The organism is Micromonospora sp. NPDC126480, assembly GCF_040302465.1.
Taxonomy (GTDB): Bacteria; Actinomycetota; Actinomycetes; order Mycobacteriales; family Micromonosporaceae; genus Micromonospora.
Map to the genome: position 1 here is coordinate 96,271 of NZ_JBEORU010000006.1, position 13,104 is coordinate 109,374.

A 13,104-nucleotide genomic window follows, 5' to 3' on the forward strand; every position below is an offset into this window, starting at 1 on the left:
CCCTTCCTTGCGCATCGTCGGGTTGATGTCGGGGACTTCGTACGACGGGGTGGACGTGGTGGCCGCCGAGTTCACACTCGACGGGGAGACGCTCCGGCTGACCCCGCTCGGCCACCGCACCGTCGACTACGACGACGGGTTGCGGGCCGAGATCGGCGCCCTGCTGCCGCCGGCGGCCACCACGATCGAGGCGGTGTGCCGGCTCGACAACCGCCTCGGCGAGGTCTTCGCCGGGGCGGCGGCCGTCGGTGTCGAGCTGGCCGGCGGGGCCGTGGACGCGGTCGTCTCGCCCGGCCAGACGGTCTTCCACTGGGTCGAGGGCGGCACCGTCCGGGGCACCCTGCAGCTGGGCGCACCGGCGCGGGTGGCCGCCCGGGTCGGCGTACCGGTGCTCAGCGACCTGCGCTCGGCGGACGTCGCCGCCGGCGGCCAGGGCGCGCCGCTGGTCCCGGCCTTCGACGCCCTGCTGCTCGACCCGGCGGAGACCGGCGGGGCACCGCGCGCCGCCCTGAACCTGGGCGGCATCGCCAACCTGACGGTGGTCGCGCCGGGCGCACCCGTCCTCGGGTACGACGTGGGCCCGGCGAACGCGCTGCTCGACGCCGCCGCCCGGCGTTTCCTCGGGCGCCCCTGCGACCTCGACGGGGCCCGCGCGGCGGCCGGCCGGGTCCACCCGGGCCTGCTCGAGCTGCTGCTCGCCGAGCCGTACTACGCCGCGCCGCCGCCGAAGTCCACCGGCAAGGAAAAGTTCCACGCCGGCTACCTCGACGACCGGCTGACCGCGCTCGCGCCGGTGCCGGCCGACGACGTGCTCGCCACGCTCACCGAGCTGACCGCCCGGGTGGTCGCCGCGGAGTGCGAGCGGCACCGCGTGGTCGACGTGGTGGCCGCCGGCGGGGGAGTGCGCAACCCCACCCTGACCAGCCGGCTCGCCGCGCTCGGTGCCGGCCGGTGGCGGCTGCGCACCACCGACGAGCTGGGCGTGCCGGCGCAGGCGAAGGAGGCGTACGCCTTCGCCCTGCTGGGCTGGCTCTCCTGGCACGGGCTGCCGGGGGCCCTGCCGTCGGTGACCGGCGCCACCCGGGCCGCCGTGCTGGGCTCCTGGACCCCGGCCGGTCCGGCGGCCGGCGCGGAGCCCGCCCGGCCACCCCGCCGCCTGCGGGTCGGCCCCTGACCGGATGCTCAGGCGGTCCTCTCCCCGGCGTCGTCCGGGGCCCCGTTTACCTGCGGGGATCCCAGCCGCGCTGCGGGCTGTCGCGTGGCCGATAGACTCTCCGGTCATGAGCGTTGAACAGGACACGGCCAACCACCCGGGGCTGCTGGCCGCCGTGCGCGGTCCGCAGGACGTCAAGCGGATGTCCACCGAGCAGTTGGGCGTCCTCGCCGCTGAGATCCGTGACTTCCTGGTCGCCAAGGTCTCCCGCACCGGTGGGCACATCGGCCCGAACCTGGGTGTGGTGGAGCTGACCCTGGCGATGCACCGGGTCTTCGACTCCCCGCGGGACCGGCTCCTGTTCGACACCGGCCACCAGGCGTACGTGCACAAGATCCTCACCGGCCGGCAGGACGGCTTCGACAAGCTGCGCCAGCGCGGCGGGCTCTCCGGCTACCCGAACCAGGCCGAGAGCGAGCACGACCTGATCGAGAACTCGCACGCCTCCACCGCCCTGTCGTACGCCGACGGCCTGGCCAAGGCGTACGCCCTGCGCGGTGAGCAGCGCAGCGTCGTCGCGGTGGTCGGTGACGGCGCGTTGACCGGTGGCATGTGCTGGGAGGCGTTGAACAACATCGCCACCGCCGGCAACCCCCTGGTGATCGTGGTCAACGACAACGGCCGGTCGTACTCGCCGACCATCGGCGGTCTCGCCGACCACCTCTCGTCGCTGCGGCTCAACCCGGGCTACGAGAAGGTGCTCGACACCGTCAAGGAGGCGCTCGGCTCGACCCCGCTGGTCGGCAGGCCGATGTACGAGGTGCTGCACGCGGTCAAGAAGGGCATCAAGGACGCGGTCGCCCCGCAGGCGATGTTCGAGGACCTCGGCATCAAGTACGTCGGCCCGGTCGACGGGCACGACGTCGCCGCCGTCGAGGGTGCGCTGCGCGCCGCGAAGAACTTCGGCGGCCCGGTGATCGTGCACGCGGTCACCCGCAAGGGCTACGGCTACCGGCCGGCCGAGGAGGACGAGGCGGACTGCCTGCACGGCCCCGGCGGCGCCTTCGACGTGGAGACCGGCCGGCTCGTCGCCGCGCCGACCGTGAAGTGGACCAACGTCTTCGCCGAGGAGCTGGTCGCGATCGCCGACGAGCGGCCCGACGTGGTGGGGATCACCGCCGCGATGGCCGAGCCGACCGGCATCGCCAAGCTCGCCCGCAAGCACCCCGACCGGGTGTACGACGTGGGCATCGCCGAGCAGCACGCCGCCACCTCGGCGGCCGGCCTCGCGATGGGCGGCCTGCACCCGGTGGTCGCGGTCTACGCGACGTTCCTCAACCGGGCGTTCGACCAGGTCCTGCTGGACGTGGCGATGCACAAGCTGCCGGTCACGTTCGTGCTGGACCGCGCCGGCATCACCGGCCCGGACGGGCCGAGCCACTACGGCATGTGGGACATGTCGGTCTTCGGGGTGGTGCCGGGCCTGCGGATCGCCGCGCCCCGGGACGCCGCCACCCTCCGCGAGGAGCTGCGCGAGGCGGTCGCCGTCGACGACGGCCCCACCATCGTCCGCTTCCCGACCGGCGCCGTCGCGGCCGACCTGCCGGCGCTGCGCCGGGTCGGTCCGGTCGACGTGCTCGCCGAATCGGCCCGCACCGACGTGCTGCTCGTCGCGGTCGGCTCCTTCGGCCAGCTCGGCATGGAGGTGGCCGCCCGGGTCGCCGAGCAGGGCTACGGCGTGACCGTGGTCGACCCGCGCTGGGTCCGGCCGGTCCCGGCCGAGCTGGTCGAGCTGGCCGCCGCGCACCGGCTCGTGGTCAGCGTCGAGGACGGCGTCCGCGTCGGCGGCGTCGGGGCCGCCCTCGCCCAGGCGATGCGCGACGCCGACGTCCGGGTGCCGGTCAAGGACCTGGGCGTGCCGGCCGAGTGGCACCCGCACGGCAGCCGGGCGCAGATCCTCGCCGACCTGGGCCTGACCGCGCAGGACGTGGCCCGCGACGTGACCGGCTGGATCTCCCGCCTCGACAGCGAGCCGATCGAGCCGGTGGTCACCACGGACGACGCCGCCCGCCGGAACTGACGAGCTGCTCCGCGACGGCGGGTGCCCCGGCCGGGGCACCCGCCGTCGCGGTTCCTGCCCAGGCAGAGCGCGCCGGGACGGCCGCGCGCTACCGGGGCGCCGCCAGGGAGCGGTAGTGGGTCCTGGTGGGAGTGGCCAGGCTGACCGTCAGCCGCTCGTCGGTCAGGGGCACGACGGTCAGCCCGGGGCGGTCGACGATGCGGGTCGTGCCGGGTGGCACCGTCAGCGACGTCTCCCGGGCGGGCCGCCAGCTCAGCACGCCCAGGGACCGTCCGGCCACGGTGAGGACGTACGCCTGCAGCGGCTCGGCCCGGTCGGCGGGGGACGCCACCGGCGCACCCCCGCCGACCGGCCGGTACACCACCGCCGTCATCGTGTCGTCGGCCGTCTCCCAGGTGAGCTGTTGGAGTTCGCCGGGCTCGCCACCGCCGACCGCGAACTCACCAAGGGTCCGTACGGCCAGCTTCGCCATCGGCCAGGACTGGGGCACGGAGTCCGCCGACTCGCGGTCCCCGACCCGGCGCCGGACGCTGCCGAACGGGCCCTCCTCACCGGCCAGCGCGCAGGTGTCCAGGCCGGCGAGCGCACGCCGCCCGGAGCCGGACTCGTCGCGCACCAGCGGGTAGCGCGGGGCCGCCAGGCCGGTGCCGAGGTCGAGCAGCCGGTCGGCCGAGCGGCCCCGGGGCAGTGACTCGGTGGCACGCAGGGTGGCGGTCACCGGCACCGCGGAGCAGGCCGGGACGGGCACCGGCGCGGACAGGCCGTCCTGGACCGCCAGCGCCCGGCCGTCCGGGCCGAGCGCGCGCTCGACCCGGGCCGAGAGCAGGTAGCGCCGCCCCGCACCGGTGCGTACCGGCAGGACGTCGGAGTAGACGAGGTAGCCGGGGTCGGTGTACTCGGTGGCGTGGGTGACGGCGTACCGGCCGTCCCGCTCGGTGACCTGGAGCAGCCAGGAGGCACTCTCGCCGGGCACGTTCGCGGCGACCAGCACCAGCGGCGCGCCGTCCACCGCACCGGCCCAGAGGATGCCGGAGGAGGGCACGTGCACCCGGTCGTCCAGAGGTGAGCGCCAGTCGCGGACCGCCTCGGTGACACCCGCCGTCACCGCGGCGTCACCGGCCAGGACGCCCCGGGCCGGCCAGACGGTGAGCGAGCCGTCCCGGCTGTCGTACCCCACCGCCAGGTCGCGTGGTTCCCGGCCGGCGACCGGACCGCAGGCGGTCACGGTCGTCACCAGGGCCAGCAGGGCGGCGGCCGTTCTGCCGGGCCGGCGGGCTGCAGCCACCTGTACGCCCCCTCGTTCGCCTCGGCATCGTCGTGCGGAACGTCATGGTACGAGACGCCGCGATGATCCCTGCCACCGCCCACAAGGGATGCTCCGGTGACTTTGGTGTGATTTTCCCGCTCGGGTAGACTCCGCCGACTGTGACGCCTGCCGACACCCGCGCCGAGTCCGCCCCGGAATCCGCAGCTCCGGCCGCGTCCGATCCGACCGGCCCCGAGGTCGGCACCGACGGGTCCGCCAACGGCACGCCGGTGCCCGGCCTTCGCGGCCGCCGGCTCCGGATGCCACGGTGGACGCCCCGCCGGCAGCACCTGGCGGTGGTCGGCGGATTCCTGCTCGCCGCGGTCTGGGTGACCAGCCGGATCTGGGTCGACCCGGCCGGCCGGGTGGCCTCCCTCTACAGCAGCGATCCGGCGCAGGTGCAGTTCTTCGTGGCCCACTCGGTCCGCGTGGTGCTGCACGGCGAGTTCCCGTTCTTCACCGAGCAGTTCAACTACCCCGACGGGGTCAACCTGATGGCCAACACGGCCATCCTCGCGCTGGGCATCCCGATGGTGCCGGTGACCCTGCTGTTCGGCCCGGCCGTGACCTTCGTGCTGCTGGTGACGCTCGCCCTGGCCGGCACCGCCACCGCCTGGTACGCCGTGCTCGCCCGGTACGTCGTCCACAGTCGGCTGGCGGCGGCGGTCGGCGGCTGGTTCTGCGGGTTCTCACCGGCGATGCTGTCGCACGCCAACTGGCATCCGAACATCATCAGCCAGTTCCTGCTGCCGTTCATCGTCTGGCGGGTGCTCGTCATCACCCGGTCCCGGCGCCCGTACCGCGACGGCCTGCTGCTGGCGCTGCTGGTGACCGTGCAGGCGTTCATCAACGAGGAGATCCTGCTCTTCACCGCGCTGGCCTGCGGCGTGTTCCTGACCGCGGTGGTAGTCCAGCGTCCGGGGCTGTGGCACGAGGCCTGGCGCCCGCTGGCGAAGGCGCTCGGCACCTGCACCGTCGTGGCCGGCGCGTTGCTCGCGTACCCGCTCTACGTCCAGTTCGCCGGGCCGATGGCGTACCACGGGCTGAGCGACGCGGTGCGCGACTACGGCAACGACATCGCCGCCTTCGTCGCCCCCGGGTCCCCGACCTTCGGCGGCAACGAGCGGGCCAACGTCAACCTGGCCCCGAACTACTCCGAGGAGAACGCCTTCTTCGGGTGGAGCCTGGCCCTGATCGCCGTGGGCATCGTCCTGTGGCTGCGGCGCGAGGTGATCGTCCGGGCCCTCGCGGCGACCGGCGTCTTCTTCGCGGTGCTCTCCCTCGGCGAGCGGATCTCATGGTGGGACCGGGAGCTCATGACCGGGCCGTGGGAGTGGCTGGTCCGGCTGCCGCTGCTGGACGCGGTCGTGCCGACCCGGTTCGGGCTCATCACCACCGTGGTCGTCGGGCTGCTGCTGGCGTTCGCGATCGAGCGGTCCCGGACGCTGCCGGTGGAGCGGCGCACCCTGCGTACGCTCACCGCCGCCGGACTGGTCCTCGCGCTGCTGCCGATCGCGCCGATGCCGCTGCGGGTGACCTCCCGTCCCGCGGTGCCCGACTTCATCACCGCCGACCGGTGGCGCGGCTACGTCGGCGCGGACCAGACGCTGGTGCCCATCCCGGTGCCCAGCATGGGCAACACCCACGGCATGCGCTGGGCCGCCGCCACCAACCTCGACTTCAAGATCCCCGGCGGTTACTTCCTCGCCCCGCGCAACGGCAACACCGGTGACCCGGGCCGCTTCGGCGGCCGCCCCAGCGGCATGGGGAAGCTGCTGGACGAGGTCGCCACCACCGGGCGCACGCCCCGGCTGGACGACCGCCAGCGCCGGCGCTCACTGGACGACCTGCGGCACTGGCGGGCCGCGATCCTGGTGCTGCCGGTGGACCAGCACCACGCGGAGCCGCTGCGGAGGACCGTCGAGCAACTGGTCGGACCCGGCCGTCGCGAACTGGACGTCTGGGTGTGGGACGTCCGAGCCCTGACGGACCCGGCGGCCTGATGCCGGTCCGCACCACGCCCGGCACCCCGCCGGCCGGACGGATCCGGCTGCCCGCGTGGACGCCGGACGCCCTCGTGGTCGCCGGCTACCTCGCCCTCGCCGCGCTGCTCACGGCGGGTCAGTGGGGCCGGCCGGACCGGCTGTTCCACCAGGCCGGCGACCAGATCCTGTTCGAGTGGATGCTCGCCCGGGCGGCCCGGGTCGTGGTCGACGGCGGGAATCCGCTGTACGCGACGGCGCTCAACGCCCCGGACGGCGTCAACCTGATGGCCAACACGTCGGTGCTGGGCCTCGGCGTGCCGCTGGCGCCGGTCACCCTGCTCCTCGGATCCCAGGCGGCGTTCCTGGTGGCGGTGGTCGTCTGTCTCGCCGGCACGGCGACCGCCTGGTACGTGCTGCTGCGCAGGCGGCTGGTCGGCTCCCGGCCGGCGGCGGTGCTCGGCGGTCTCGTCTGCGGTTTCGCGCCCGGCATGGTCGCCCAGGCGGGCGCGCATCCGCACATGGCGGCCCAGTTCCTGGTACCGGCCATCCTGGCGGCGGTGTTCCCCGCCGACGGCCGGCGGATCGTCCGGCCCGGTGTGTGGCTCGGCCTGCTCGCCGCCTACCAGGCGTTCCTCGGCGAGGAGGTGCTGCTCTTCCTCGCCCTGGCCACCGGGGTGTTCGTCCTCGCGTACGCCGTCTCGGACCGGGCGACCGCCCGCCGGGCGGCACCGGCCCTGCTCGGCCGGCTGGGCGTGGGTGTCGCCGTGGCGCTGCCGCTGCTGGCGTACCCGTTGTGGTTCCAGTTCGCCGGGCCGGGCCACTACCGGGGGCTGCCCTTCCACGCCTCCGCGTACCAGCTCGACCTGGCCTCCTTCACCGCCTCGGCGCGGCAGACCGTGTTCGGCGACGACCACCTGCCCCGGCTGCTCGCCCCGAACCCGACCGAGGAGAACTCGTTCTTCGGTCCGGGCCTGCTGGTCCTCGCGGTGGTGACGGTGTTCTGGCTGCGCCGCCGGCCGCTCGTCCGGGCCCTCGCCGTCTGCGCCGCGCTGTTCGCGGTGCTGTCGCTCGGTGCCGAGGTACGCCTCGACGGCAGGGCGACCGGGGTGCCCGGGCCGTACCGGCTGCTCGACGGCGTACCGCTGCTCGACCTGGCGGTGCCGGCCCGGCTGGCGCTGGTCTGCGTGCCGGTGCTCGGCGTCCTGGTCGCGCTCGCGACGGACCGGGTGCTGGCGGCCACCGCCGACGGTGGGCCGGCGGCGGTCGACGAACCGGTGCCCGTCGCCGCCCGGCCCCCGGTACGGCTGCTCTGGGCCGCCCTGCTGGCGGTCGCGCTGCTGCCGCTGGTGCCCACACCGATCCGGACGACGCCCGTGTGGCCGGTGCCGGCGTTCCTGGCCGACGGCGGTTGGCGGTCGTACGTCCCGCCCGGCCGGACCGTGGTTCCCGTGCCCCCGGTCACCGGGGCGGGTGCCAGCCCCGGCATGCTCTGGTCGGCCCGCACCGGGCTGGCCTTCGACGCGCCCGGCGGGTTCTTCATCGGCCCCCGTTCGGCGGACGACCCGACGGCGCGCTGGGGCGCCCCGGACCGCCCCACGGCGGCGCTGCTGCGCCGGGTCGCCGAGACCGGCGAGGTGCCGACCGTCACCGAGGCCGACCGCCAGCAGGCCGTCGAGGACCTCCGGCACTGGCGGGCCGCGATCGTCGTCCAGGGTGGACTGCACTTCGGCTACCCGGTCAAGGAGACGCTCGACGCGTTGCTCGGACCGGGCCGCGAGATCGACGGCGCGTGGGTGTGGGACGTCCGCCCGCTGCTCGGCGGTTAACAAGGGACCCTTCCACCACCGCAGGCGTTAAGAAGGGGCCCTTCCTTTCACCGGACGTCCCAGAGCCAGACGTCGTCGACCCGCTGCGGCTCGCCGAGCAGGGCGGTCATCAGATCGCGCAGCACCGCCTCCCGGGGGTGGGCGCCGAGCACCACCACCGACGCCCGCCAGAAGCGCAGATCCTCGACGGCCTGGCGGCGCTCGACGTCGGTGATGTTCGGCGTCGCGTTCCGGTCCATCGTCTGGTAGATCAGCGTGCTGGTCGGCCGGTTCGGCGCGCCGAAGACACCCTCGCCCAGCTCGTTCGGGCCGATGAAGTACCCGCCGGGGATCGGGAACGCGTGCTCGGTCAAGGCGCTCCACCGCAGCGTGGACAGGCCGTGCACGTTGCTCGGGATCGGCACCGGCACGAGCGTGCGGCCCTCCGGCACGTACGGGCGCCAGCCGCCGCCGGTGATGAACGTCGGGGGCGGCTCGACCGGCTCGGCGGGCAGCGGCCGGGGAGTCAGCGGCAGCACGGCGAGCGCGATGGCCGCGTACCCCACCGGGCGCAGCAGGCGCCACCGCGGCCGGGGCGCGCCGTCGCCGGTGCGCTGGGCGGGCACCGGTGGCCGGCCGGCCCCGGACACGGTGTCCCAGGCGATCGCGAGCAGGACGCCGACGGCGGCCACCACCACCAGGCTCAGCCGGGTCGGCATCATCATCTCGACCAGCGGCAGGTCGTCCGGGACGTACGCCCACGGGCCGTCGGTCTCCGTCTCGACACCGTCGAAGCGGATCTTCGGGCCGAGCGAGGCCACTGTGAACACCACCGTCAGCACCGCGAGGACGCGGGCGACCAGGGACCGGCGGACCAGCAGCACCAGGGCGACCACCGCCAGCACCACAAGTGGCCAGCCGAACCAGGTGTTCTGTTCGGTGAGGCCGATCGTCTGCTCCACGGCCTCGTCGCCGGCGATGGTGTCCCGGGGGAAGGTGACGAAGGCCTTCAGGTCCTCGCCCCAGTTGTGGAACACGCCGCCCTGCAGTCCGCGGTAGGACTGCGGGCCGTTGAACTGGAACCAGATCGGGTACGCGGTGAGCAGCAGCGCCAGCCCGCCGCCGGTGCCGAGCGCGGCGGCGAACGTGCCGGCCTGCCGCCACGCGGCCCGCGGCCGCAGCACCGCGTACGTGACGACGACGACCAGGCAGGCCAGCGCGGTGAGCAGCAACATCTCTTCGTTGATGAAGATCTGGTACGCCACCAGCAGGCCGAGCACGACACCGTTGCGGCGCCACCGGCCCGGCTCGCCGAGTCGTAGCACCCGCAGCACGATCAGCGGGAGCAGGAAGTTGGAGACGAAGTTGGGCTGGCCGTTGGCGTGGTGCACGATGCCGGGCGCGAACCCGAGGAAGGCGCCGCCGACGAACGCCGCGCCCCGGGAACGCACCAGGTGCCGGGAGAGCACCCAGTACGACGTCGCAGCGGTGGCAGCGAGCGCGGCCCCGAGGTAGAGCGCGTACACCACCTGGGGACCGACCAGCATGGTCAGTGGCGCCAGCGGCAGGGTCACCCCGAGCAGGGAGGTGTTCGCCATCATGTTCACCCCGTCGGGGGCGTTCTGGCGGGTGGTGAAGAGCGGGTTCTCCAGGTGCCGCAGCGAGTACGCACCGTGCGAGAACAGCCACTCGAACCAGCTGTGGTCGGTCGGCAGGTGGGCGGACACCCGGTGCTGCACGTCCACCCAGTAGTTGAGGCAGACCAGCACGCCGAGAGCCAGGTAGACGACGACGGCCAGCACGTCGACGCGGGCGGGCCGCCAGCGGGCCCGTCGCGACGGCTGCGCGACGGCGGGCTCGGAGCCGGTCTTCAGCGGGGGATCAACCACGGGCACAGCCACGACGCGCCATCGTACAGGTGGGTTGTGCCGGATTTGCCACCCGCGTACGCGGATGGCCGTGTCGCCCGGCACCGCCGGAACCACCACGGTGGGGCGGCGCATAGGCTGCGGTCGCCGCCGGCCGCCGGGCCGCAACCGGCGCGGTGGGGAGGGTGAGGTCCGATGAGTCTGATCGACCTGGGCGAGCTCCGCGACGACCACCGACCGGAGCCGCCGGTCCGGCGACGCCGACCGGGGACGGGGGCGTGGGGTTTCCCGGTGGTCCTCCTCCTCGCCCTGCTCACGCTCGTCGCCTCGGTCCCGGTTCCCGGGCGGGAGACGGTCGTCGTACCGGCCGGGCTGGGTGTCGACCGGATGGTCGTCGGGGACCTGCTCCTCGTCGTCGCGCCGCGGACGCCGCAGGCGTCGGAGCGGTCGATGACCGCGTACCGGCTGCCCGGCGTGGAGCGGGTGTGGCAGGCTCCGGTGCCGGTCGACGGCGAGTTCTGGCACGCCACCGCCCGCGGCGACGTGGTGCTCGTCACCGGGAACTCGCCACAGGACCAGCGCAGCGCCACGATGGCGCTGGACGCGCGCACCGGGGAGCACCGCTGGCGGCTGCCCGGTTCCGCCGTCGACCTGGCCGACGGGAACGTGCTGCTGGAGGAGTCCAGCATCGAAGGTGGGTACACGTTCCGGGCGGTCGACCCCTGCTGCGGCACCCCGCGCTGGCAGCTGCGGCTGCCGCTCGGGGAGGTCCGCTACCGGTTCGCCGGGCCGGGCCTGGACCGGCTCGTGACCCGCGATCCCGAGGGTCTGGTCGAGGTGCGCGACACCGGCACCGGAGCCGTCCTGGCCGCCGCCGACCTGGACCCGGCCGGCGACGACAAGTGGTCCCCCGACATCGTCGGCGACCTGCTGTTCGTCTCGTCCGGCAGTGCGCCGGAGGTGACCGCGTACGGGCTGGACCGCCTGGACCGGCGCTGGCGCGCCACCGCGCCGGCGAACGTGTTCGCCGTGGACTGCGGGGCCGCGGTCTGCTTCCAGAGCCGCTCGGGCGCCGTCCGGGCCGTCGACGCCGCCACCGGTCGCCCGGCGTGGAACCTGGAGGGCTGGAGCGATGTCTGGGCGCTGTCCGGCCGGCTGCTGGCCGTCCGGTTCGACGTCACCGGCGGCAACCGCCCCTACCTGGCGGCGCTCGACCCGGCGACCGGCGCGATCCGGGCCGAGCTGGGCCGGTGGGAGCTGGCTCACTCGCCGCGCCGGGACGAACCGCTGATCGGCCTGCGCCCGCACCCCGGCGGCGGGCTGTTCGTCGCCGAGCTGGACCTGGCGGCGGGCGTCGTCCGGCCGCTGGACGTGCTGCCCGAAGCCGCCGGCGACTGCGAGGTGGCCCGCTGGCACCTGCTGTGCCGGCGGCCCGACGCGTCGCTCGGGCTGTGGCCGCTGCGGCATTGAACGCGGCGGTCGCCGCGGATCGGGGGCCCGTCGACGGGCCGGCTGCGCTTAGGCTCTCGGCGGGGCCGCGTCCCGGCGGTCCGTCGACGCGGGGCCGCCGACGGACCGGACCGCGTGAGCGCGGCACGCGATCGGAGGGACGGCGGGTGACGGTGATCGACCTGGGCGAGCTGCGCCCCGCCTACCAGCCGGTGCCGCCGGTTCGTCCGCGCCGGAAGGCCCCACGGCTGCCGCTGCTCGCCGTCGTGCTGCTGGTCGCCCTGGTCACGTCGGCCGCCTCCGCCCCGGTGCCGGCCCGGGACGCGGCCGTCGTGCCGGCGCCGCTGGGCGCCGACTGGATCGTCGGCGACGGGTCGCTGTTCATCGTGCACCCGCCGGAGCGGATCGGCGCGGACCGCTCGGTCACCGCCCACCGGCTGCCGTCCGGCGCGGAGGTGTGGCGGGCGCCGCTGCCGGTGTCGGGCGAGTTCCGGGGTCTCGTCGTCGGCCCGGACCTGCTGTTCCTCAGCGGCAACGACCTGCGCTCCCGCGACAGCCTGACGGTGGCGCTGGACATGGCGACCGGGGCCCGCCGTTGGCAGCAGCCCGGCGCCGCCCTCCTCGTCGCTGGCGGGAACGTGGTCCTGCGGGAGGTCGCGGACGACGAAACCGTGACGCTCCGGGCGGTCGAGGCGTGCTGCGGCACGCTGCGCTGGCAGGAGTACGTCCCGTCGCAGGCGTTCGGGTACCACTTCACGGACGTCGGGGCGGATCGAGTGGTGCTCACCTACCCGTCCGGGCGGATCGAGGTGCGGGACGCCGGGACCGGCGTCGAAGTGGCCAGCGCCGACCTCCCCGGCATCGCCGGCCGCCCGGCCGACGTGGCGCAGGTGGTCGGTGACCTGCTCCTGATCGCTGACGGCACGCGGGTGACCGGGTACGGGGTGGACCGGCTGGACCGGCGCTGGCAGGCGGCCGTCCCCGGCGGGATGTACGCGGGCCGGTGCGGCGGCCAGCTCTGCTTCCGCAGCCCGGCCGGCAGCCTGCAGGCCCTGGATGCCGCCACCGGGCGTCCCCTGTGGAGCCTCGACGGCCGGAACGACCCGTGGGAGCTGAGCGGCCGGCTGGTCCTCGCCCGGCTCAGCGTCACCGGCACCGGACGCCCCGACCTGGCGGTGCTCGATCCGGCGACCGGTGCCGTCCGGGCGGAGCTGGGCCGGTGGTGGCTGGCCCGGTCGCCGCGCCCCGACGACCCGCTGATCGGCGTGCGTGCGCATCCGGACGGCGGGCTGCTCGTCGCCGAGCTGGACACGGCGGTGGGTGCCGTCCGGCCGCTCGACGTGCTGCCCGACGCCGCCGCGGACTGCGAGGTGGCCGACGGGTGCCTGCTGTGCCGGCGGAACGACGGCTCGCTGGGCCTGTGGTCGCTGCGTCGCTGACCGGGTAGGACGACCGGAG

Annotated in this window: 8 protein-coding genes; 6 read left to right on the forward strand and 2 right to left on the reverse strand. The window is 74.9% G+C overall.

The genetic code is table 11. The features are described 5' to 3' along the window. Window positions 1–7: 7 nt before the first annotated feature. Window positions 8–1,174: an anhydro-N-acetylmuramic acid kinase gene (locus ABTW87_RS07910; RefSeq protein WP_350649620.1), complete on the forward strand. Its 1,167-nt coding sequence runs from the start codon at window positions 8–10 to the stop codon at window positions 1,172–1,174. Between the two features lie 106 nt (window positions 1,175–1,280). Further along, window positions 1,281–3,233 carry a 1-deoxy-D-xylulose-5-phosphate synthase gene (dxs, locus tag ABTW87_RS07915; RefSeq protein WP_350649622.1) on the forward strand — a complete coding sequence of 651 codons (1,953 nt, stop codon included), beginning with the start codon at window positions 1,281–1,283 and terminating at the stop codon, window positions 3,231–3,233. An 88-nt stretch (window positions 3,234–3,321) separates the two neighbouring features. Here the strand turns inward: dxs and ABTW87_RS07920 are convergent, their stop codons facing one another. Further along, window positions 3,322–4,518 carry a hypothetical protein gene (locus ABTW87_RS07920; RefSeq protein WP_350649624.1) on the reverse strand — a complete coding sequence of 399 codons (1,197 nt, stop codon included), beginning with the start codon at window positions 4,516–4,518 and terminating at the stop codon, window positions 3,322–3,324. Between the two features lie 281 nt (window positions 4,519–4,799). Here ABTW87_RS07920 and ABTW87_RS07925 point away from each other — a divergent pair, with 281 nt between their 5' ends. Both ABTW87_RS07925 and ABTW87_RS07930 read left to right on the forward strand, forming a co-directional pair. Then, window positions 4,800–6,542 carry a DUF6311 domain-containing protein gene (locus ABTW87_RS07925; protein ID WP_350649869.1) on the forward strand — a complete coding sequence of 581 codons (1,743 nt, stop codon included), beginning with the start codon at window positions 4,800–4,802 and terminating at the stop codon, window positions 6,540–6,542. Continuing rightward, entirely contained in the window at window positions 6,542–8,350 is a 1,809-nt protein-coding gene (locus ABTW87_RS07930; protein WP_350649626.1) for a DUF6311 domain-containing protein, read from the forward strand. Before ABTW87_RS07925 ends, ABTW87_RS07930 begins: the two co-directional genes overlap by 1 nt. A gap of 47 nt (window positions 8,351–8,397) precedes the next feature. Here the strand turns inward: ABTW87_RS07930 and ABTW87_RS07935 are convergent, their stop codons facing one another. Then, entirely contained in the window at window positions 8,398–10,224 is a 1,827-nt protein-coding gene (locus ABTW87_RS07935; RefSeq protein WP_350649871.1) for a DUF6311 domain-containing protein, read from the reverse strand. A 168-nt stretch (window positions 10,225–10,392) separates the two neighbouring features. Here ABTW87_RS07935 and ABTW87_RS07940 point away from each other — a divergent pair, with 168 nt between their 5' ends. Further along, entirely contained in the window at window positions 10,393–11,667 is a 1,275-nt protein-coding gene (locus ABTW87_RS07940; protein ID WP_350649627.1) for an outer membrane protein assembly factor BamB family protein, read from the forward strand. A gap of 146 nt (window positions 11,668–11,813) precedes the next feature. Then, window positions 11,814–13,085: an outer membrane protein assembly factor BamB family protein gene (locus tag ABTW87_RS07945; RefSeq protein ID WP_350649628.1), complete on the forward strand. Its 1,272-nt coding sequence runs from the start codon at window positions 11,814–11,816 to the stop codon at window positions 13,083–13,085. The last annotated feature ends 19 nt before the right edge of the window (window positions 13,086–13,104 follow it).